The sequence below is a fragment of the Aminobacter niigataensis genome, from assembly GCF_946995915.1.
In the GTDB taxonomy this organism is placed as follows: Bacteria; Pseudomonadota; Alphaproteobacteria; order Rhizobiales; family Rhizobiaceae; genus Aminobacter; species Aminobacter niigataensis.
The window spans coordinates 4,909,272-4,928,382 of sequence record NZ_OX341517.1 but is presented as its reverse complement, the minus strand read 5'-3'; the positions used below and the strand labels follow the sequence as shown (position 1 = coordinate 4,928,382).

The 19,111-nt window shown below is 64.0% G+C and carries 18 protein-coding genes and 1 other RNA gene; 6 read left to right on the top strand and 13 right to left on the bottom strand.

The annotated features are described in order from the left end of the window. Window positions 1-59: 59 nt before the first annotated feature. The 9 genes from O1Y97_RS24275 to O1Y97_RS24235 form a co-directional block, all read right to left on the bottom strand. Window positions 60-1,004, bottom strand: a complete 945-nt coding sequence (locus O1Y97_RS24275) for a 2-hydroxyacid dehydrogenase (RefSeq protein ID WP_318762664.1) — start codon at window positions 1,002-1,004, stop codon at window positions 60-62. Between the two features lie 15 nt (window positions 1,005-1,019). Further along, window positions 1,020-2,648, bottom strand: coding sequence for an ABC transporter ATP-binding protein (locus O1Y97_RS24270; protein WP_318762663.1), 1,629 nt, complete (start codon window positions 2,646-2,648; stop codon window positions 1,020-1,022). Then, entirely contained in the window at window positions 2,645-3,037 is a 393-nt protein-coding gene (locus O1Y97_RS24265; RefSeq protein WP_183264145.1) for a type II toxin-antitoxin system VapC family toxin, read from the bottom strand. The genes O1Y97_RS24270 and O1Y97_RS24265 overlap by 4 nt, the downstream gene beginning before the upstream one ends. Then, window positions 3,034-3,282: a type II toxin-antitoxin system VapB family antitoxin gene (locus tag O1Y97_RS24260; protein ID WP_318762662.1), complete on the bottom strand. Its 249-nt coding sequence runs from the start codon at window positions 3,280-3,282 to the stop codon at window positions 3,034-3,036. Before O1Y97_RS24260 ends, O1Y97_RS24265 begins: the two co-directional genes overlap by 4 nt. A gap of 49 nt (window positions 3,283-3,331) precedes the next feature. After that, window positions 3,332-4,474: an ABC transporter permease gene (locus O1Y97_RS24255; RefSeq protein WP_108609517.1), complete on the bottom strand. Its 1,143-nt coding sequence runs from the start codon at window positions 4,472-4,474 to the stop codon at window positions 3,332-3,334. Continuing rightward, a complete protein-coding gene (locus tag O1Y97_RS24250; RefSeq protein ID WP_108609516.1) occupies window positions 4,474-5,577 on the bottom strand; it encodes a microcin C ABC transporter permease YejB in 1,104 nt (367 codons plus the stop codon). Before O1Y97_RS24250 ends, O1Y97_RS24255 begins: the two co-directional genes overlap by 1 nt. A 45-nt stretch (window positions 5,578-5,622) precedes the next feature. Continuing rightward, window positions 5,623-7,494, bottom strand: coding sequence for an extracellular solute-binding protein (locus O1Y97_RS24245; RefSeq protein ID WP_318762661.1), 1,872 nt, complete (start codon window positions 7,492-7,494; stop codon window positions 5,623-5,625). After that, the gene (locus tag O1Y97_RS24240) at window positions 7,491-9,374 is read right to left on the bottom strand and encodes an extracellular solute-binding protein (RefSeq protein ID WP_318762660.1); all 1,884 of its coding nucleotides are present in this window, start codon (window positions 9,372-9,374) and stop codon (window positions 7,491-7,493) included. The genes O1Y97_RS24245 and O1Y97_RS24240 overlap by 4 nt, the downstream gene beginning before the upstream one ends. Window positions 9,375-9,527: 153 nt before the next feature. Continuing rightward, complete coding sequence (locus tag O1Y97_RS24235) at window positions 9,528-10,232, bottom strand: c-type cytochrome (protein WP_108609514.1); 705 nt, start codon at window positions 10,230-10,232, stop codon at window positions 9,528-9,530. 201 nt (window positions 10,233-10,433) lie between these two features. Here O1Y97_RS24235 and O1Y97_RS24230 point away from each other — a divergent pair, with 201 nt between their 5' ends. From O1Y97_RS24230 to O1Y97_RS24220, 3 genes are all read left to right on the top strand, one after another. Then, window positions 10,434-11,162, top strand: a complete 729-nt coding sequence (locus O1Y97_RS24230) for a 3-deoxy-manno-octulosonate cytidylyltransferase (protein ID WP_318762659.1) — start codon at window positions 10,434-10,436, stop codon at window positions 11,160-11,162. Window positions 11,163-11,178: 16 nt separating this feature from the next. Continuing rightward, on the top strand, window positions 11,179-12,045 hold the full coding sequence (locus O1Y97_RS24225; protein WP_318762658.1) for a prephenate dehydratase: 867 nt from the start codon (window positions 11,179-11,181) through the stop codon (window positions 12,043-12,045). Between the two features lie 77 nt (window positions 12,046-12,122). Continuing rightward, complete coding sequence (locus O1Y97_RS24220) at window positions 12,123-12,905, top strand: class I SAM-dependent methyltransferase (RefSeq protein WP_108609511.1); 783 nt, start codon at window positions 12,123-12,125, stop codon at window positions 12,903-12,905. Window positions 12,906-12,938: 33 nt separating this feature from the next. On the opposite strand, the gene O1Y97_RS24215 is transcribed toward O1Y97_RS24220, so the two are convergent. Genes O1Y97_RS24215 through O1Y97_RS24205 form a run of 3 tightly spaced genes read right to left on the bottom strand, consistent with a single transcriptional unit; the run spans window position 12,939 to window position 15,282 of the window. Further along, the gene (locus O1Y97_RS24215) at window positions 12,939-13,844 is read right to left on the bottom strand and encodes a bifunctional helix-turn-helix transcriptional regulator/GNAT family N-acetyltransferase (RefSeq protein WP_245439539.1); all 906 of its coding nucleotides are present in this window, start codon (window positions 13,842-13,844) and stop codon (window positions 12,939-12,941) included. A 27-nt stretch (window positions 13,845-13,871) separates the two neighbouring features. Beyond that, on the bottom strand, window positions 13,872-14,828 hold the full coding sequence (nudC, locus tag O1Y97_RS24210) for an NAD(+) diphosphatase (RefSeq protein WP_108609509.1): 957 nt from the start codon (window positions 14,826-14,828) through the stop codon (window positions 13,872-13,874). A 34-nt stretch (window positions 14,829-14,862) separates the two neighbouring features. Then, window positions 14,863-15,282 carry an HIT domain-containing protein gene (locus O1Y97_RS24205; protein ID WP_108609508.1) on the bottom strand — a complete coding sequence of 140 codons (420 nt, stop codon included), beginning with the start codon at window positions 15,280-15,282 and terminating at the stop codon, window positions 14,863-14,865. A 185-nt stretch (window positions 15,283-15,467) separates the two neighbouring features. Here O1Y97_RS24205 and ffs point away from each other — a divergent pair. From ffs to O1Y97_RS24190, 3 genes are all read left to right on the top strand, one after another. Beyond that, window positions 15,468-15,564: signal recognition particle sRNA small type (gene ffs, locus O1Y97_RS24200), an RNA gene on the top strand. A gap of 122 nt (window positions 15,565-15,686) precedes the next feature. Further along, window positions 15,687-17,504, top strand: coding sequence for a DNA polymerase III subunit gamma/tau (locus O1Y97_RS24195; RefSeq protein ID WP_318762657.1), 1,818 nt, complete (start codon window positions 15,687-15,689; stop codon window positions 17,502-17,504). Between the two features lie 18 nt (window positions 17,505-17,522). Further along, window positions 17,523-17,846 (top strand): YbaB/EbfC family nucleoid-associated protein, encoded by a 324-nt coding sequence (locus O1Y97_RS24190; protein WP_108609506.1) that lies wholly within the window; start codon window positions 17,523-17,525, stop codon window positions 17,844-17,846. Window positions 17,847-17,928: 82 nt separating this feature from the next. Here the strand turns inward: O1Y97_RS24190 and O1Y97_RS24185 are convergent, their stop codons facing one another. Beyond that, window positions 17,929-18,969, bottom strand: coding sequence for a zinc-dependent alcohol dehydrogenase family protein (locus tag O1Y97_RS24185; protein WP_318762656.1), 1,041 nt, complete (start codon window positions 18,967-18,969; stop codon window positions 17,929-17,931). Window positions 18,970-19,111 lie beyond the last annotated feature (142 nt).

The following is a 19,111-nucleotide window of genomic DNA, read 5'->3' as shown; positions in this document are numbered from 1 at the left end:
CCCCCTCATCCGCCCCTTCGGGGCACCTTCTCCCACAAGGGGAGAAGGTAGATCGTGCCTCAATACCCGGCGTTGCGGTCGACGACGTTTTCCAGCGGTTCGCCCCGCTCGAAAGCGTCCATCTGCTCGAGCATCGGCGGCACCAGATGGGTGGGGTCGGACGTCGCGGCCGCATGCGGCGTCACGAACACCTTCGGGTGGTTCCACATCGGGCTGGTCTTGGGCAGCGGCTCGACCTCGAAGACGTCGAGGCTGGCTTCTTTCAGCGTGCCGTCGTCGAGCGCGCGCAGGATGTCGGCATCGCGCTGCAGCTTGCCGCGCCCGGCATTGATCAGCACAGCACCCCCGAGGCCGTTGCGCCGGCGCAGTTCCTTGAGCAGGCCGTAGCTGATGATGCCCTTGGTCGCCTCCGTCAGTGGCAGCAGCACCACAAGGATGTCGGTCGCGTTGAGGAACGGCACGAGGCCGGCATCGCCGCTGAAGGTGGTCACGCCTGCTGCTTCCTGTGGGCGGCGGCTCCAGCCATTGACGTGGAAGCCGACACCCTTGAGCGCTTCGGCCGCCGCACGGCCGAGATTGCCCAGGCCCATGATGCCGACCGAGATGTCGGCGGCAGGCCGCTGCTGCGGCTCGTGCCAGGCCTTCTTCGTCTGCTGTATCCGGTAGAGCTGGCCCTGGCGATGATGGTCGAACACCCGCCACAACACGTATTCGACCATGTGCTGGGTCAGGTTTTCATCCACGACGCGGATGATCGGGGCTGCAGGCAGGTTGGGATCGGCAAACAGATGATCGACGCCGGCGCCGATGGAGAAGATGACCTTCAGGTTCGGCAACTTGGCGAGCAGGCCGGGCTTCTGCTTCCAAACTACGGCGTATTCGATCGAGGGATCGGCGGGGCCATCCGGTTCGAGCACCACCTCGCGCTCCGCCGACAGCAATTCATACCAGCGCTGCGGGCTGAATCCGGTGATCGAAAGAAGAACCTTGCCCTTGCCTGCCATGCTATGCCCTTGATGCTATTCGCTGACGACGCCAGTAGGCGCGGTCTCGATCTTGAACGCCGCCGATATCAGCGCTCGAGTGTAATCCGTTTGCGGACGCTCGAAAATCTGCTCGGACGGCCCCGCCTCGACCACCTTGCCGTTGCGCATCACGATGACGTCATTGGCAAGCGCGCGCACGACCTTGAGGTCGTGGCTGATGAAAAGGTAGGCGAGGTCGTGCTTGGCCTGCAGGCTGCGCAAGAGATCGACCACCTGGGCCTGCACGCTCATGTCGAGCGCCGAAGTCGGCTCGTCGAGCATGACGAAGCGCGGCTTGAGCACCATGGCGCGGGCAATGGCGATGCGCTGGCGCTGGCCGCCGGAGAATTCGTGCGGATAGCGGAAGCGGGTTTCGGGGTCGAGGCCGACCTCGCGCAGCACGTCCACCACCTTCCGGTCGCGCTCGGCCACCTTGAGGCCGGGCTCGTGGACCTTCAGACCCTCCTCGATGATGTCGGCCACCGACATGCGCGGGCTGAGCGAGCCGAACGGGTCCTGGAACACGATCTGCATCTCGCGCCGGAGCGGCCGCATCGCGTTGAAGCTGAATTTGTCGATCTCGCGGCCGTCGAAGTCGATCTTGCCTTGCGACGAGATCATGCGCGTCAGCGCCAGTCCCAGCGTCGTCTTGCCGGAGCCGGACTCGCCGACAACGCCGACGGTCTGGCCGGCGCGGACGGCAACATCGATGCCGTCGACCGCCTTCACATGGTCGACAGTCTTGCGGAAGAAGCCCTGCTTGATCGGAAACCAGACCTTCACGTCGGAACCAGACATCACCGTCTTGGCTGACGCGTCGGCGGCCGGCGGCTTGCCCTTGGGCTCGGCGGCCAGCAGGTGGCGGGTGTAGCTGTGCTGCGGGTTGGCGAAGATTTCCTTGGTCGGCCCGGTCTCGACGATCTGGCCCTTGGTCATGACGCAGACCCGGTCGGCGATGCGCCGGACGATGCCGAGGTCGTGGGTGATGAACAGCATCGACATGCCCTTGCGGGCCTTGAGCTTGGCGAGCAGCTCCAGGATCTGCGCCTGGACCGTCACGTCCAGCGCGGTCGTCGGCTCGTCGGCGATCAGGAGCTCGGGCTCGTTGGCGAGCGCCATGGCGATCATCACGCGCTGGCGCTGGCCGCCCGAGAGCTGGTGCGGATAGGCGTCGAGCCGCTTGCTGGGTTCGCGGATGCCGACCTCTTCGAGCAGCTCGAGCGTGCGGGCCCGCGCCTGCTTGTCGCCCATGCCCTGATGCAGCGACAGCACCTCGACGATCTGCCGCTCGATCGTGTGCAGCGGGTTGAGCGAGGTCATGGGCTCCTGGAAGATCATGGTGATCTTGTTGCCGCGGACCTTGCGCAAGGCGTTTTCGTCAAGCGCGAGCAGGTCCTGGCCGCCGAACATCATGCGCCCGGAGGGATGGCTCGCCGGCGGGTAGGGCAGGAGCTTCAGCACCGAAAGTGCCGACACCGACTTGCCCGAGCCGGATTCGCCGACCAGCGCCACCGTCTCGCCCTTGGCGATGTCGAAGGAGATGTGGTCCACGGCGGTCGTCGTCATGCCACCCTGGCTGAAGGCGACGGACAGGTCCTGGACGGAAAGGAGAGGAGAGGTCAAATGGCGGCCTCGATGTCGGTCATGCGGAAATCGTCGCCTTTGAAAAGAAGCGGCTCGCGGCGCGCCTTGGCAAGCGCATAGGCAAAGCAGTCGCCGAGGTTGAGCTTGGCCGGGTGATTGCCCTTGCCGAATTGTTGATAGGCTTCGCGGGCGAGCAATGCCTGTTCCGGTGTCACCACGACGATCTCGATGCCGAAGTCTGCCAACAAATTGTTGAGTTCAGCACCTTTCCTGGTGTCCTTTAGACCGTCTGCTTTGACAGCGGCTTCAAGGTAGTTGACTGGGGACATCGCGTGGCGCTGACGAGGCGAAAGGAGCTTGTCTTCCATCGCGTCGCCATCGGACTCTTCCAGTAGGATTGCGAGAATTGCCGACGCATCAACGATCATGCCGGCAAACCGTCATCGTCATAAAGGTCGGAATGATCGCTTGTGGCCCCTGGGGGTGTTGGCCCCGAGCGCCTCAAGATGTCCTTGATCCGCGCTTTGCGAATTGCAAGGTCGTCATTGGTTTCGAGCCTTTTGATTTCGGCTTCCAACGCCTGTTCGATGGCTGCCGTCATGCTTTGCCCTGTCGCATCGGCCAACCGTCTCGCGAGCTTTTGCGCCTTCTCACTCTTGATGTTCATGCCCATGTTGATCTCCATGGTAGAAAACACAAGAAATTATACCATAGGTCCAAGCTCACTTGAACGTCTTCCTTGGGTCGAAGGCGTCGCGGGTTGCCTCGCCGATGAAGATCAGCAGCGACAGCATCAGCGAGATCACGACGAATCCGGAGAGCCCGAGCCATGGCGCGTTGAGGTTGCGCTGGCCCTGCTTGAGCAACTCGCCGAGCGACGCCGAGCCCGGCGGCAGGCCGAAGCCGAGGAAGTCGAGCGAGGTCAGCGTCGAGATCGAGCCGTTGAGGATGAAGGGCAGGAAGGTCAGCGTTGCCACCATGGCGTTGGGCAAAAGGTGGCGGAAGATGATCGTCCGGTTGGGCACGCCGAGCGCGCGCGCTGCATTGACGTACTCGAAGTTGCGGGCGCGCAGGAACTCGGCCCGTACGACGCCCACCAGCGCCACCCATGAGAATACCAGCATCAGCCCGAGCAGGATGAAGAAGCCGGGCGGCAGGATGGCGGCGACGATCAGCAGAAGATAGAGCACCGGGATGGCCGACCAGATTTCGATGAAGCGTTGGAACAGCAAGTCGGTCCAGCCGCCGAAATAGCCCTGCATGGCGCCCGCCGAGACGCCGATCAGCGCCGAGCCGGCGGTCAGGATCAGGCCGAACAGCACCGAGATGCGGAAGCCGTAGATGACGCGGGCGAGCACGTCGCGCGCCTGGTCGTCGGTGCCGAGCCAGTTCCAGTTGCCGATGGTGCAGTTGGGGTCGTCCACCCCCAGCGGATAGCGCTGGCAGCGGACGTCCTTGGGGTACATCCAGGACGGCTTGGCGGGAGCTGCCTCGGGAATTTCGTTGTTGGTCGTGCGGTAGGAATAGCGGACCGGCGGCCAGATCATCCAACCATTGGCTGATATCGCCTCCTGCACCACCGACATGCGGTAGTCGGTGACAGGCAGGAAACCCTCGTCGCCAAGGAACGTCTCTTCGCCATAATCGCTGACGATCGGCGAGAAGAACTCGCCCTTGAAGCGAATCAGGAGCGGCCTGTCGTTGGCGATCAACTCGGAGAACAGCGTGAGCACGAACAGGATGAGGAACAGCCACAGAGACCAGTAGCCACGGCGGTTGGCCTTGAAGCTCTGCCAGCGTCGCTTGTTGATCGGCGAGAGCCAGGGCCGCTTGACCGGTGCGGCAACCGTATCGACCGCCGACATCAGACGTCCCTCCGCTCGAAGTCGATGCGCGGATCGATCCATGTGTAGGTCAGGTCGGAGATCAGGCTGACGAACAGCCCCATCAGCGAGAAGATGTAGAGATTGGCGAAGACCACGGGATAATCGCGGTCGAGCACCGAGCGGAAGCCGAGCAGGCCGAGGCCGTCGAGCGAGAAGATATTCTCGATCAAGAGCGAACCGGTGAAGAAGGCCGAGATGAAGGCGCCGGGGAAGCCAGCGATGACGATCAGCATGGCGTTGCGGAAGACGTGGCCGTAAAGCACCTGGCGCTGCGACAGTCCCTTGGCGCGGGCGGTGACGACATACTGCTTGCGGATCTCGTCGAGGAACGAGTTCTTGGTCAGGAGCGTCGTGGTGGCGAAGGCCGACAGCACCAGTGCGGTCAGCGGCAATGCGAGATGCCAGAGGTAGTCGAGCACCTTGCCGCCGAGCGACAGCTGGTCGAAATTCTCCGAGGTCAGGCCGCGCAGCGGGAACCAGTCGAAGAACGAGCCGCCGGCAAACAGCACCATCAGAAGGATGGCGAACAGGAAGGCCGGGATGGCGTAGCCGACGATGATGACGCCGCTGGTCCAGATGTCGAAGGACGAACCGTCCTTGACCGCCTTGCGGATGCCGAGCGGAATCGAGATCAGGTAGGACAGCAGCGTGATCCAGATGCCGAGCGAGATCGACACCGGCATCTTCTCGAGGATGAGATCGAGCACCGAGACGTCGCGGAAATAGCTGTCGCCGAAATCGAAGCGGGCATAATTCCACAGCATCATGCCGAAGCGTTCGAGCGGCGGTTTGTCGAAGCCGAACTGCTTCTCCAGCTTGGCGATGAATTCGGGGTCGAGACCTTGCGCGCCGCGGTATTTGGACGAGCCTTCGCCGCCCGCCGGGTCGAAGTTGTTGCCGCCGACATCGCCTCCGCCGCCCGAAAGCCGGTCACTGGCGTCGCCGCCTTGGCCGGTCAGCTTGGCGATGACCTGTTCGACCGGGCCACCCGGCGCGAACTGGATGACGGCGAACGAGATCGCCATGATGCCGAACAGGGTCGGAATCATCAAAAGGATACGGCGGAGGACGTAGGCGCCCATCAGGCGAGGCTCCTCAGGCGGAACGGAGCTTCAAGCGAAAAAATCTCAGGTCTTGCCAATACGTGCAGCCTTGTCCTTGTCGAACCACCACATCGCCTCGATGGGGAAGCCGAAATCCGGTTTCGGCTCCTTGAAGCCGAACATGTCCCAGAATGCGGCGCGGTGATTCGCCGAAAACCAATTTGGAATCCAGTCTTGCCGGGCGCGCAAGACCCGGTCCAGAGCCCGCATGGCGACTGTCAGCGCTTCGCGATCCTTGGCCGCACCCACGGCGTCGATCAAGGCGTCGATGGCGGGGTCGGCGGTGCCGGGCAGGTTGGTCGAGCCCTGCAGGGCGGCCGAGCGCGAATGGAACAGCCCGTCGATCTCGTCGCGGCTGGGGGTCGCCGAAAAAGAGGCCGCGGCCGAAATGGCGTCATAGTCGAATGTTGTCTGCCGCGCCTGGTGCTGGGTCGAATCGACCATGCGCAGCGATGCCGCGATGCCGATCGCCTTCATGTTCTCGACCCAGGGTGAAAAGACGCGGACCAGGGAGTCGTCGTCGACGAGGATTTCGAGCGTCAGCTGCTCGCCTTTGGCGTTGCGCAGACTGCCGTCCTTGCGGGTCCAGCCGGCGTCAGCGAGCAGTTTCGAAGCCTTGCCGAGCAGCTTGCGGTCTCGGCCCGAGCCGTCCGACGGCGGCTGCAGCACTGCCTCGCCGAAGGCCTCGTCGGGAATGCGGCCCCGGAACGGTTCGAGCAATGCCAGTTCCTCGGGCGTGGGCAAGCCCTCGGCACGGTAAGCCGATTTCTCGAAGGTCGACTGCGAACGCTCATAGGCGCCGTAGAACAGGTTGCGGTTGGTCCATTCGAAGTCGAAGCACAGCGCAATCGCCTGCCGCACGCGCGGGTCGCGAAAGCGCTCGCGCCGCTGGTTGAGCGCCAGTGCCTGCATCGCTGGGCGCTTTTCGCTAGGGAATTCGCGCTTGACCACCTTGCCGGCCTTCAGTGCTGGAAAGTCGTAGCCGGTTGCCCAGACGCGGGAGACGTATTCCTGCCGATAGAGGATGGCGCCCTTCTTGAAGGCCTCGAAGGCGGCCTGCCGGTCCTGGTAGAACTCGATGCGGATGCGGTCGAAATTGTAGAGGCCGCGATTGATCGGCAGGTCGCGTCCCCAATAGTCGGCTACCCGCTCGAACTCGATGGTCTGCCCAGGCGAGACGCGGCCGACCTTGTAGGGGCCGGAGCCCAGCGGCGCCTTGAGCTGGGAGCCGTCGAACGGATTGGCCTCGAAGAAAGCCTTGGCCGGGATCGGGTATGTCGCGATGTCGAGGACGGTACGGTCCGACTGCTGGCCGTCGAAGCTGAGCCGCAGCGTGTGCGCGTCGAGCGCCTTCGCCTCCTTGAGATGGCTGAGCGGCAAAAGCAGGTTCGGATGGCCATTCTTCTTGAAAAGATCGAAGGCGTAGGCCGCGTCTTGCGCCGTGAACGGCGTGCCGTCGTTGAAGCGCGCTTCGGGCCTCAGCGCGAAATCGAAACTGTTGCGGTCGTCGGAAATGGTCACCGACTGCGCCAGCAAGCCGTAGATGGCGTCGGGCTCGTCGATCGCCCGCGTCATCAGCGAATCGTAGCACAGTTCCATGCGTGGCGGGGAATCGCCCCTGGCGACGAAGGTATTCAGCGTGTTGAAGGTCTGCGGATTCTGGTTGAAGACCCAGTAGGACGGCGAAAAGTTGAACGTACCGCCCTTGGGGGCGTCGGCATTGACGAAGTCGAGATGCGTGAAGTCCGGGCCGTATTTGAGATCGCCGAAGGCCGACAGGCCGTGCAGCCCCACACCGGTGGGGCTCGCCGCGAACACGCGTCCCGGCATCAGCGGTGCTGCGGCAACCGCAGCACCAAGCGCCAGGAAATCGCGACGGGTCGGGCGCGGTCTCAATTGGCTCCCTTGTACTTGGCGGCGAGTGCCGCCTCCTTGTCCTTGTCGATCCACCAGGAATCGATGTCGGCGCCGATGAAGCTCGGCTGCTTTTCAGGGATGCCGAACTTGTTCCAGTAGGCAAGCCACAACACCGACCGGTGATATTGCGGCACGACGTAGTAGTTCCACAACAGCACGCGGTCGAGCGCGTGGGTGGCGGCCAAGAGGTCGTCGCGATCGGTGGCGAAGATGACGCGTTCGACCAGCGCATCGACGATCGGGTCGCCGATGCCCATGACGTTGCGCGAACCCGGCTTGGCGGCGGCCTTCGAGCTCCAGAAATCGCGCTGCTCATTACCCGGCGAGGACGACTGGTTGAGCGTCGTCGTTGTCGCGTCGAAGTCGAATTCATTGATCCGGTTGATGTACTGGCTGGTGTCGACCATGCGCAGCGTCGCGTCGATGCCAAGCCGACGCAGACTGTCGATGAAGGGGCTGGCGATGACCTCGTCGGTGGCGTCCTTGCCGAGGAACTCGATCTTGAACTGCTCGCCGGTCTTTTCGTTCATCAGCTTGCCGCCGCTGGCGCGCCAGCCGGCCTCGGCGAACAGCGATATCGCCTGGCGCAGATACTGCCGTTCCGCCTGGGGCGTGTCGTAGACGGGCAGCTTGAACTCTTCGGTGAAGAGTTCGGGTGGCAGCTTGTCCTTATAGGGCGTCAGTAGCTCAAGTTCCTTGCCGGTCGGCAGGCCGCTCGAGGCGAGATCCTGGCCCTGGAAGTAGCTGTTGGTGCGGGTGTTGAGCCCGAAGAACAGCGTGCGGTTCATGTATTCGAAATTATATGCCAGCGTCAGCGCCTGCCTGACGCGACGGTCCTGGAACTGCGGCCGACGCAGGTTGAGCGCGTAGCCTTGGAACGGTTCGCCCGACGTCGTCTTGAACACCTGCTTGATGACGTCGCCGGCCTTGAAGGCGGGGAAATCATACTGCGTTGACCAGCGGCGCGAGCTGTTTTCGCGCTTGACGTCCTGAAGCCCGCCCTTGGTGAAGGCCTGCCATTCGGCGCTCTCGTCGAGGAAGTAGCTATAACGGCGCTTGTCGAAATTGTTGCGCCCGACATTGACGCCGACGGTGGCCGCCCAATGGTCGGGTACGCGGGTCCAGACGATCTCGGTACCCGGCTTGAAGCTTTCGACCTTGTAGGGGCCCGAGCCGAGCGGGATTTCGAGCGTTGGCCGGGTCACGTCGCGCTTCTTGCCCGAAGCGTCGTTGCCTTCCCACCAGTGCTTGGGCAGGACCACCAGGTCGCCCATGATCTTGGGAAGCTCGCGGTTGCCCTTCTGGTCGAAACGAAACTCGACCTCGCGATCCGAGACCGCGACGGCTTCCTTCACATTGGCATAATACTGGCCGTATTGCGGGCTGTTGGCTTTCAGCACATTGAACGACCAGATGACATCGTCCGTGGTGATCGGCTTACCGTCGTGCCACTTGGCGCGCGGGTCGAGCCGATACGTCGCGGAAGAGTAATCGGCGGCAAACTTGTAGGCATCGGCGATCATGGGGTGGCTAACGCTGGGTTCGTCGAGCGATTGCTCCATCAGCGTTTCATAGAGCAAACCGCCACCGAAATAAGTGAAGCCAGCGGCCGATGCGCCTTTGACGATATATGGGTTGAAGCTGTCGAAGGTGCCGCCGACGGTCGAATTCAGCGTGCCGCCCTTGGGCGCGTCCGGATTAACGTAGTCGTAACGCTTGAAGTCCTGTCCATATTTCGAGGGACCGGTCAGCGAGGAACTGGTTTGCCACTCCTGGGCGCTCGCCGGCAGCAGCATGCCCGACGCCAGAACAGCGGCGAGGCCGGCGGTTGCAAATATCCTGGTCAGGCAAGCCTTCATGAAATTCCCCTTCGCCCGGTGCTTCGCGCCACTCTAATTGTTTCCCGACGCATGGAAACCGCACGTTGGACGATTGTCGTCGCATGTTTGCGGCGGGCAACAAAAAAGCCGGGTCAAACCCGGCTTTTTCAAGATGCGAAGATTACAAATCGGTTAGTGCGCGGCCGGAGCCGGAGCTGCACCCTCTGCCGGTGCTGCCGGGGCAGCGCCCTCTGCGGGAGCAGCCGGTGCGGCGCCTCCAGCGGGAGCTGCCGGAGCCTCGCCAGCCGGCGCTGCTGTCGGCTCAGCGGCAGGAGCCGCGTCTGCCGCGGGCAGCGGTGCCGGGCTGTCCGACTGCGAGTTCAGATAGGCCAGCAGGTTGGCGCGCTCGTCATCCTTCTTGATGCCGGCGAAGCCCATTGCCGTGCCCTTGATGTAGCCCTTCGGCGAAGCCAGGAAGTGGTTCAGGTGCTCGAAGTCCCAGACGACCGAACCGCCCTGCGAGAATTCCTTCATCGCGCCCGAATAGGAGAAGCCTTCATGCGAGGCGATCGGGCGGTTGACCACGGCCCAGAGATCCGGTCCGACCTTGTTGGGGCCACCCTTTTCGATGGAGTGACAGGCTGTGCACTTCTTGAACACGGCAGCACCCGCTTCTGCATTGGCGCTGGCCAGCAGCTGGGCGACCGGTACTGCGGCCGGAGCCGCTTCGCCACCACCTGCTGCTGCGCCACCTTCTTCGGCAGCCTCGATGGCAAAGCCTGGCTTCTCGGGAACCGGCGCAGCGAAAATCGCGTCCGAGACGAGCGAGATGGAGAACACCACAAAGGCAGTGCCCAGCAGGCCGCCGAGCACCTTGTTGATTTCGAATGAGTCCATACGCCCCTGGCTCCCTTATCCGGCCGATCGCCATCCTCTGCGACCGTTGCCGTTCGTCGGTATCGTCTATCGCCCGGCCGGCCGGGTGAAATCGCGCGGAAACTAGGTCTTTTGCTTGCCGGTTGCAACACCTATAAGGGCGCTTCCAGTGAGACCTTTTGACACTTTTCCACGCCATTTCGAGACAGCCGCAGCTAAGCCATGTCCACTCTCGTCCTGATCCCCGCCCGCATGGCCTCGACGCGCCTTCCGGGCAAGCCGCTCGCCGACATCGCCGGCCGCCCGATGATCGTCCATGTCGCCGCCCGCGCTTCGGAAAGCGGCCTGGGCCGTGTCGTGGTGGCCACGGACACCGACATCGTCGCGGAAACGGTGAGGGCGCATGGCTTCGAGGCGGTGATGACACGCGCCGACCATGAGTCGGGTTCGGACCGCATCTTCGAGGCGCTGACCAGGCTCGATCCCAAGGGCGAGGTCGACACGGTGGTCAACGTCCAGGGCGACTTGCCGACCATCGACCCGGAACTGATCCGGGCTGCCTTCCGGCCATTGGCTGAAGCAGCCGTCGACATTGCCACGCTCGGCGTCGAGATCGTCCGAGAGGAAGAAAAGACCAACCCCAACGTCGTCAAGATCGTCGGCTCCGCCCTTTCGGTGCGGCGTCTGAAGGCGCTCTACTTTACGCGCGCGACTGCCCCCTGGGGCGAGGGGCCGCTCTACCACCACATCGGGCTCTATGCGTATCGCCGTGCGGCACTCGAACGGTTCGTCCGGCTCGGGCCGTCACCGCTCGAAAAGCGCGAGCGCCTCGAGCAGTTGCGCGCGCTCGAAGCCGGCATGCGCATCGACGCCGAGATCGTCTCGTCGGTACCGCTCGGCGTAGATACGCCCGAAGACCTCGAACGTGCCCGCGAAATCCTCTCCAGATAGACAAGACAGGCCAACCATGCCGACCACGACCAACAAGATTGCCTTCCAGGGCGAGCCGGGCGCCAATTCCGACGCCGCCTGCCGCAACGTCTATCCGACCATGGAACCGTTGCCGTGCCCGACCTTCGAGGACGCATTCAACGCGGTCGAAACCGGCAAGGCCGATCTCGCCATGATCCCGATCGAAAACACGATCGCCGGCCGCGTCGCCGACATCCATCACCTCTTGCCTGAATCCAAGCTGCACATCGTCGGCGAATATTTCCTGCCGATCCATTTCCAGCTGATGGTGCTGCCGGGCGTCAAGCGCTCCGAGATCAAGACGGTGCACAGCCACATCCACGCGCTCGGACAGTGCCGCAAATACATCCGCAAGAACAACTGGAAGCCGGTCGTTGCCGGCGATACCGCCGGTGCGGCCAAGCTCGTCGCCGAGGTCAAGGACCGCACGATGGCAGCACTTGCGCCGCGTCTGGCCTCGTCGCTCTACGGCCTCGACATCCTCGAGGAGAACGTCGAGGACACGGAAAACAACATCACCCGTTTCGTCGTCCTGTCCAAGGGCAAGAGCTGGGCCGAGCGCACCAATCCCGAGACGAAGATGATGACGACCTTCGTCTTCCGCGTCCGCAACGTGCCGGCCGCCCTCTACAAGGCCATGGGCGGCTTCGCCACCAATGGCGTCAACATGACCAAGCTGGAAAGCTACCAGCTCGGCGGCGAGTTCACCGCTACCCAGTTCTATTCCGATATCGAGGGTCACCCCGACGACCGTCTCGTGGCGCTTGCCTTGGAGGAGCTGCGTTTCTTCACTCGCGAGGTGCGCATCCTCGGCGTCTACGAAGCCAATGAGTTCCGCGGCACGCAGGCCAACGGCGACTGAGCCGCAGCCTGCTCACCGCAGATTGAATTGTGAGTTCGCCGCACCTGGCGCAGCATCGTCCACGCTAGGACGTCGTCATGGGCACGGCAGCAATCCAGGGTGAATTGTGGGGCGCCAAGGCGCGAGACTGGGCGGAGGCCCAGGAACCCGCCTGGCTGCCGGTGTTTGGGGCCGCCATGGCTCTGGCCGGCGTCGGGCAGGGCAGGCGACTGCTCGACATCGGCTGCGGCACCGGCGGGGCACTCGTGATCGCTCGCGATCGTGGGGCGGAGGTTTCAGGCATCGACGCCTCGGAGGCCTTCGTCGCCATTGCGCGGGAGCGCCTGCCGGACGCCCAGATAGAAGCCGGCGAGATGGAGGAACTGCCCTTCGCTGACGGTGCCTTCGATATCGTGACCGGCATCAATTCGTTCCAATTCGCGGGCGACATGATTCGTGCGCTGGGCGAGGCCGCTCGCGTCTGTGACAGCGGTGGCAGCGTTTTCATGCTGGTCTGGGGGCAGCGGGATAGATGCCAGCTGCAACTGGCGGCGATACGGGCGCTCGGTCCATTGCTGCCGCCATCACCTGTGCCGCCCCTTCCACTCGCCGAGCCTGGCGTGATCGAGGGCCTTCTGCGCATGGCAGGGCTGACACCGATCGGTTCTGGCGTGCTTGACGAGACCATCGCCTTTCCCGATTCCGGCACGGCATTGCGTGCCTTTGCCTCGGCCGGGATGGTCACCCGAGCCGAGCGCCATTCAGGCGCCCATAAGGTTCGCGACGCGCTTGCCGACGCAATCAGGCCCTATATTCGTGGGGATGGTCAGGTCATGCTTGCCAACCAGTTTCGCTGGGTGAAGGCCGTGCCGGAGTTTTAGGCGCGTGTCGCCAGATGCTGCCGGCGAAGTGCTCTACAGGCGTTTCTCGAACCAGTGGTCGGCATAGGGATTGTCGTTGAAGCGCGCAATTTCCTCGTAGCCCTCACGGCGGTAGAGAGTCTGCGCCTCCTTGAGCGCCCGGTTGGTGTCGAGGCACACCGTTTTCGCGCCAAGACCTGCCGCGATCGCTTCCAGCTTGAGCAGCAGGCGGCTGGCAATGCCAAGCCCGCGTGCGGAAGGCGCGACCCACATCCGCTTGATCTCCGCGGTCGTGGCATCGATCATGCGCAGTGCCGCGCAGCCTACGGGGCGTCCGTCAAGCCGTGCGATCACGAAACTGCCACGGGGAGGGATGAACTCTTCCTCTGTGGTTGTGTTTCCCCTGGCCGGGTCGAACCCCTTTTCGAAACGCTCTGCGAGTTCGTCGAAATACTGCGCCAGGCATTGCCGCGCTTCCGCAGAATTGGGAGCCTCCTCGCCGATCGTGATCGACGCTGCCATAAGCAGGCGCTCGACCTCTGCCATCGCGGCAACGAGGCGATCTCGCCGCGACACCGAAAGCGGATCGAGAATGGAATTCGCCAATTCGTCCGACAAGGCGTCATAGGCTGCGTGCTCGTCGCGGCCCTTTTGGGTCAGCGTCGCGCGGCGGCTGCGGGCGTCGCCGGCGTGTTTGCCGACGGCGACGAGGCCCTGTGCCTCGAGCGAACGCAACATCCGGCTGAGATAGCCCGAATCCAGCCCAAGCCGCGAGCGGAGCACGCCGAGCCCCGCGCCTTCCAGCCCGATTTCGAAAATGACCCGTGCCTCGCCGAGCGGGCGCCCACGGCTGAGATAGCTGTCTTCCAGCACGCCAATACGGCGGGTCACCGTGCGGTTGAAGCTGCGAATCCGGGTGACTTGCAGAGCCTTGTCCATTGCCTGACTATAGTCAGGCATGTGCGGGCAGGCAAGAATTATCGGACTTTAGTCAGGCATTTTGTTGAGCGTTTTCGCCCAAGCGTGGATCAGCTGGTGGGCGATGGCGTGGGGCGGCGGCACCCGGAGTTCTCCGGGGTGCGTGCCGTCGAGCATCTGCAGCACCTCGGCACGGGAAAACCAGCGGCAATCCTCGAGCTCGGCGGTATCAGGCACGATGTCCTCGTTCAGCGCTTCGCCATAGCAGCCGATCATCAGCGAGTAGGGGAACGGCCAGGGCTGGCTCGAGTGGTAGACGACGCGGCCGAGCCTGATGCCGGATTCCTCCAGCGTTTCGCGCCGCACCGCCGCCTCGATCGTTTCGCCCGGCTCGATGAAGCCGGCGAGCGCCGAGTAGACCCCGGGCGCGAAATGCCGGCCCCGCCCCATCAGGCACCGGTCGCCCGACACGGTCAGCATGATGGCCACCGGGTCGGTGCGCGGGAAGTGCTCGGCGTCGCAGGAAGTGCACCGCCGCTTGTAGCCGCCGGCGCGCATCTCGGTCGGCCCGCCGCAGCGGCCGCAGAAACGGTGGGTTGCATGCCAGGCGAGCAGGGCGGCACCTTGCGCCATGGCACCGAGGCCGGCGCCGTCGATCAGGCCCTGCGTCAGGATCGAGCGGAAATCGACCGCCTTGAGGTGCTCGGGCAGGGTTTCCGGCTCGACGGCGACAGGCACCGCGAGCATGGCGACATCGTCGACCCGGCCGAGCAGGATCGCGGCGTCGGGTTGGATGCCGATGGTCTGGGCTGCGGTGACCGTGAAATATGGGCTGGCCGCGCCGGTGCTGAAATCGAGCACCAACCGTCCCGCGCCGATCAGCAGCAACCGCGCGCCGGGCTCGGCCAACGCCAGCCGGGCGGAATCGTCGCTGCGCTTTTCCGACTGGCGGTCGATGACGTTGCCGGCAAAACCGAGGAACTGGCTGGCTTCGCGCTCGGGCGCGTTGGACAGGCTGAAATGCATTGCGTGGACTCAGGCGCTGGGTCGGGGGATGCCCTTATAGGGCGGCCTTGATGTTCTCGGCAAACCGGTGGAGGTCGTCGCGGCGATAAGGCTCGCGCACGCCATGGCCCCAGACCGGGCCGGGCCAGCCGGGGTCGCCCTCGGAGCGGGCGACGACATGGAAATGCAGCTGCCGCACGACATTGCCGAGTGCACCGCTGTTGATCTTGGCGCAGCCGGTTACGCGCTTCAGCGCATGGGCCACCATGTTGCTTTCGAAGGTCAGCATGGCTTGGTCGAGCGGGGTCAGGTCGTGGATTTCCTCGATGCCGGAGCGTTGCGGCACCAGGATCAGCCAGGGCCAGCGCTGGTCGTTCATGACGCGCAATTCGCACAAGCCAAGCCACATCAAGGGCTCGCTGTCGGTGTCGAGACGCGAATCCAGCGCAAACCCGGCCTTGAGCCCCGACATCATTGGCGTTTTCCCTGTTCATGCGGAGGCTAGAGCCTGCCTGCTGCCGCTGCAAGCGAATCATTGCTCTCGGCCGCCGTGCTTCGATCAATCTGATGGGCTACCGGAGGGACGATAGAGGGGCATGTTTGCAGGCGGTGCCTGCTTGGCTCTTGCAATTGCTGCGGCAATTGCCGATATGGGGATTGGGAGGTTGGTGGTGGACGATCCACTCGCCAACCGGGTCAGGTCCGGAAGGAAGCAGCCCTAACGAGCCCGGAACGGGTCATTGTTCCAGCCTCCCGCCTCTTCGCCCTTCTCCGCGTCATTGACGGCGTTGCGCCGTGCGGGCGAAACTCGTTTCGCGGAATCGGCCCTGTGGGGTCGAGGCAGGGGCGCCACTACGAACGGGCGAGCGAACGGGGCGGATGAGCGAAGCCGGACAAACCGATAAGAGCAAGGCTTACCGCGTTCTCGCGCGCAAGTACCGCCCTGCGGATTTCTCAGCCCTCGTCGGCCAGGAGCCGATGGTTCAGACGCTGACCAACGCTTTTTCCAGCGGGCGCATCGCTCAAGCCTGGATGCTGACCGGTGTCCGCGGCGTCGGCAAGACCACCACCGCCCGCATTCTGGCCCGTGCCCTCAACTACAAGACCCCGGACATCGACCGGCCGTCGGTCGACCTGTCGGTGCTCGGCGAGCATTGCCAGTCGATCATGGAAGGCCGCCATGTCGATGTCATCGAAATGGACGCGGCCTCCCACACTGGCATCGACGACATCAGGGACATCATCGAGCGCGTACGCTATGCGCCCGTTTCGGCGCGCTACAAGGTCTACATCATCGACGAGGTGCACATGCTTTCGACGCAGGCCTTCAACGGCCTGCTGAAGACGCTGGAAGAGCCGCCTCCGCATGTGAAGTTCATCTTCGCCACCACCGAAATCCGAAAAGTTCCGATCACGGTGCTGTCGCGCTGCCAGCGCTTCGACCTGCGCCGCATCGATGCCGGCAAGCTGGTCGGCCATCTCAGGAGCATCGCCCAGCAGGAAGGCATTGCGGTCGAGGATGACGCGCTTGCCATGGTTGCCCGTGCAGCCGAAGGCTCGGCGCGCGATTCGCTGTCGATCCTCGACCAGGCCATCGCCCATGGCGGCGGCAAGGTGACGACGGATGCGGTGCGCGCCATGCTCGGCCTTGCCGACCGTGCCCGTGTCGTCGACCTGTTCGAAAACGTCATGAAGGGCGACATCGCCGCTGCCCTTGGCGAACTGCGCGCCCAGTATGACACCGGCGCCGACCCGGTCGCCGTGCTCAACGATCTCGCCGAATTCACCCATCTCGTCACGCGCCTGCGTTTCGTGCCGTCCGCGGCCGACGACGCCTCGCTGTCGGAAGACGAGCGCAAGAGGGGCGGGGAGTTCGCCCAGAGCTTGTCGGTCAGGGTCCTGTCCCGCGCGTGGCAGATGCTGCTCAAGGGTATCCCCGAAGTGCAGTCGTCCAACCGGCCTGTCAGCGCCGCAGAGATGGTGCTGATCCGGCTGGCGCACGCCGCCGACCTGCCGACGCTCGACGAGGCGTTGAAGTCGCTGGGCGATGCGCCGTCACAACCCGCATCCGGCCCACGCAATGGCGGCATGCCTGCGGGCGGCGGCAATGGTGGACCTGGCGCTTCGGCCGTTTCCCAAGCCCGCATGCCGGTCAGCAATGGCGGTGGCCAGGCCATGCGCCTGGTGGAAACGACGCCTGCACCCACAGCTTTTGTCGCGCCGACGCCGGCACCCGAGCCGGTGGCCGACGCGGTGCCGGTCAAGTCGATCGCTGATCTGGCGGCGCTTGCCGAAACCAATCGCGAGATGGCCTTCAAGGTGCTGATCCGCCGCGTGGTTCGGCCGGTCCGCATCGAGCCGGGCCATATCGAGGTCAGCCTGACCGTGGACGCGCCACGGACTTTTCTCAACGACCTGACCACCAAGCTGAAGGCCTGGACCGGGCGCCACTGGCTGGTGTCGCTTTCGAAGGACGAAGGCGGTGCCACGCTCGCCGAGATCGAGGCCAACAAGCGCGAGGTCGCCCTTACCGATGCGAAGGCCGATCCCACCGTGGCCGCGATCCTGTCGCGCTTTCCCGGCGCCAAGATCATCGATGTGCGCCTGCCGACGCAGCCGGACGCGCCCGATCTGGATACCGACACCGAGTTGCCGCCCGATCCCGGCGTGGACAACGACGATGACGACCCGTTCTGAGACGAAAGGAATACGACCATGAAGGATCTGCTCGGCCTGATGGGCAAAGCGAAGGAAATGCAGGCCAAACTCCAGGCCATGCAGGAAGAGGTCGCCCTGATCGAAGCCACCGGCCAGTCCGGCGGCGGGCTCGTCACCGTCACCCTTTCCGGCAAGTCGGAGATGAAGTCGCTGAAGATCGACCCGTCGTTGCTGAAGGAAGGCGAGGGCGAGATCCTCGAGGACCTGATCGTCGCCGCCCATAACGACGCCAAGGCCAAGGTCGAGGCGACGATGCAGGAAAAGACCAAGGCGCTGACGGCAGGCCTGCCGATCCCGCCCGGCATGAAGCTGCCGTTCTGAGACGAGCGAAAAGTGAGTAGGGAATAGCAGGGCGGCGCTTGATCATCAGGCGCCGTTGCTCATCGCTATTCGCTACTTGCCCCTAGAACCTCGTCACCACACTGATCCCAAGCCCCTCGAACCGGTCCATCGCCATCAGTGCGGCGGGCGCTTCGTTGAGGCTGAGATGCTTGCCGACCAGCATCTGCGGCTTGAGCTTGCCGGCGTCGATCATCTCCATCATCGCCTGGTAGCGGAACGCCTGCATGCCGTGACTGCCGAGGATTTCGAGCTCGTGGGCAATCACCTTGTCCATCGGAATCCTGGGGTGATGGTGATCGCCGAGCATCAGCCCGACCTGCACGTGCCGGCCGCGGCGACGCAAATTGGCGATCGAGTTGAAGCAGGTGGTGGGATGGCCGAGCGCGTCGAGCGAAAGATGCGCGCCGCCCTTGGTGATCTCCCTGACAGCACCGACGACGTCCTTGTCGCCTGAGGCATTGATCGTCGCCACGGCGCCGACTTTCCTGGCGAACTCCAGCTTGTCGTCGGCGAGGTCGATGGCGATCACTTTGGCCCCGGCAGCCGCCGCGATCATGATCGCCGACAGCCCGACGCCACCGCAGCCGTGCACGGCGACCCATTCGCCCGGCTTGACCCGGCCCTGATCGACGACCGCCCGGAACGAGGTGACAAAGCGGCAGCCGAGGCTGGCCGCCGTGGCGAAATCCAGCTTTTCCGGCAGCCGCACCAGGTTGGTGTCGGCGAAATCGACGGCGACATATTCGGCAAACGAGCCCCAGGCCGTGAACCCGGGCTGGAATTGATGTTCACAGACCTGGTGGTTGCCCGACGTGCATTCGAAGCAACGGCCGCAACCGCCGACGAAGGGCACGGTCACGCGGTCGCCGACCTTCCATTGCGTCACCAGCTTGCCCAGGGCAGACACCGTGCCGGCAAGCTCATGACCCGGCACGTGCGGCAGCACGATGTCGGCGTCGTGTCCCATCCAGCCGTGCCAGTCGCTGCGGCACAGGCCGGTCGCCTCGACCTTGATCACCACGCCTGCCGGCGAAGGCGTCGGATCGGCCACGCTCTGTATCTTTGGCGGCTGGCCGAATTGCTCGAACAGGACAGCTTTCACGATCGTCTTCCTCTGCTTCTCGGCCGTTGCGCCGCGTCTTGGCAGCGACCATAGCGACCGGGCGTTGCAGAGGCGACCCTGCCGATTGCCACATTTCGGCCTTCGGCCATCATTTTGCCCGAAATGGGCTCATTGTTGCTGC

Excerpts from the sequence above, each read along its gene's own strand:
- O1Y97_RS24215 (WP_245439539.1), bottom strand. The coding sequence starts at position 13,844 with ATGCCTGACTATAGTCAGGCAATGGACAAGGCTCTGCAAGTCACCCGG.
- O1Y97_RS24255 (WP_108609517.1), bottom strand. The coding sequence starts at position 4,474 with ATGTCGGCGGTCGATACGGTTGCCGCACCGGTCAAGCGGCCCTGGCTC.
- O1Y97_RS24250 (WP_108609516.1), bottom strand. The coding sequence starts at position 5,577 with ATGGGCGCCTACGTCCTCCGCCGTATCCTTTTGATGATTCCGACCCTG.
- O1Y97_RS24275 (WP_318762664.1), bottom strand. The coding sequence starts at position 1,004 with ATGGCAGGCAAGGGCAAGGTTCTTCTTTCGATCACCGGATTCAGCCCG.
- O1Y97_RS24225 (WP_318762658.1), top strand. The coding sequence starts at position 11,179 with ATGCCGACCACGACCAACAAGATTGCCTTCCAGGGCGAGCCGGGCGCC.
- O1Y97_RS24235 (WP_108609514.1), bottom strand. The coding sequence starts at position 10,232 with ATGGACTCATTCGAAATCAACAAGGTGCTCGGCGGCCTGCTGGGCACT.
- O1Y97_RS24220 (WP_108609511.1), top strand. The coding sequence starts at position 12,123 with ATGGGCACGGCAGCAATCCAGGGTGAATTGTGGGGCGCCAAGGCGCGA.
- O1Y97_RS24205 (WP_108609508.1), bottom strand. The coding sequence starts at position 15,282 with ATGATGTCGGGGCTCAAGGCCGGGTTTGCGCTGGATTCGCGTCTCGAC.
- O1Y97_RS24260 (WP_318762662.1), bottom strand. The coding sequence starts at position 3,282 with ATGGGCATGAACATCAAGAGTGAGAAGGCGCAAAAGCTCGCGAGACGG.
- O1Y97_RS24230 (WP_318762659.1), top strand. The coding sequence starts at position 10,434 with ATGTCCACTCTCGTCCTGATCCCCGCCCGCATGGCCTCGACGCGCCTT.
- O1Y97_RS24265 (WP_183264145.1), bottom strand. The coding sequence starts at position 3,037 with ATGATCGTTGATGCGTCGGCAATTCTCGCAATCCTACTGGAAGAGTCC.
- nudC (WP_108609509.1), bottom strand. The coding sequence starts at position 14,828 with ATGCATTTCAGCCTGTCCAACGCGCCCGAGCGCGAAGCCAGCCAGTTC.
- O1Y97_RS24195 (WP_318762657.1), top strand. The coding sequence starts at position 15,687 with ATGAGCGAAGCCGGACAAACCGATAAGAGCAAGGCTTACCGCGTTCTC.
- O1Y97_RS24240 (WP_318762660.1), bottom strand. The coding sequence starts at position 9,374 with ATGAAGGCTTGCCTGACCAGGATATTTGCAACCGCCGGCCTCGCCGCT.
- O1Y97_RS24190 (WP_108609506.1), top strand. The coding sequence starts at position 17,523 with ATGAAGGATCTGCTCGGCCTGATGGGCAAAGCGAAGGAAATGCAGGCC.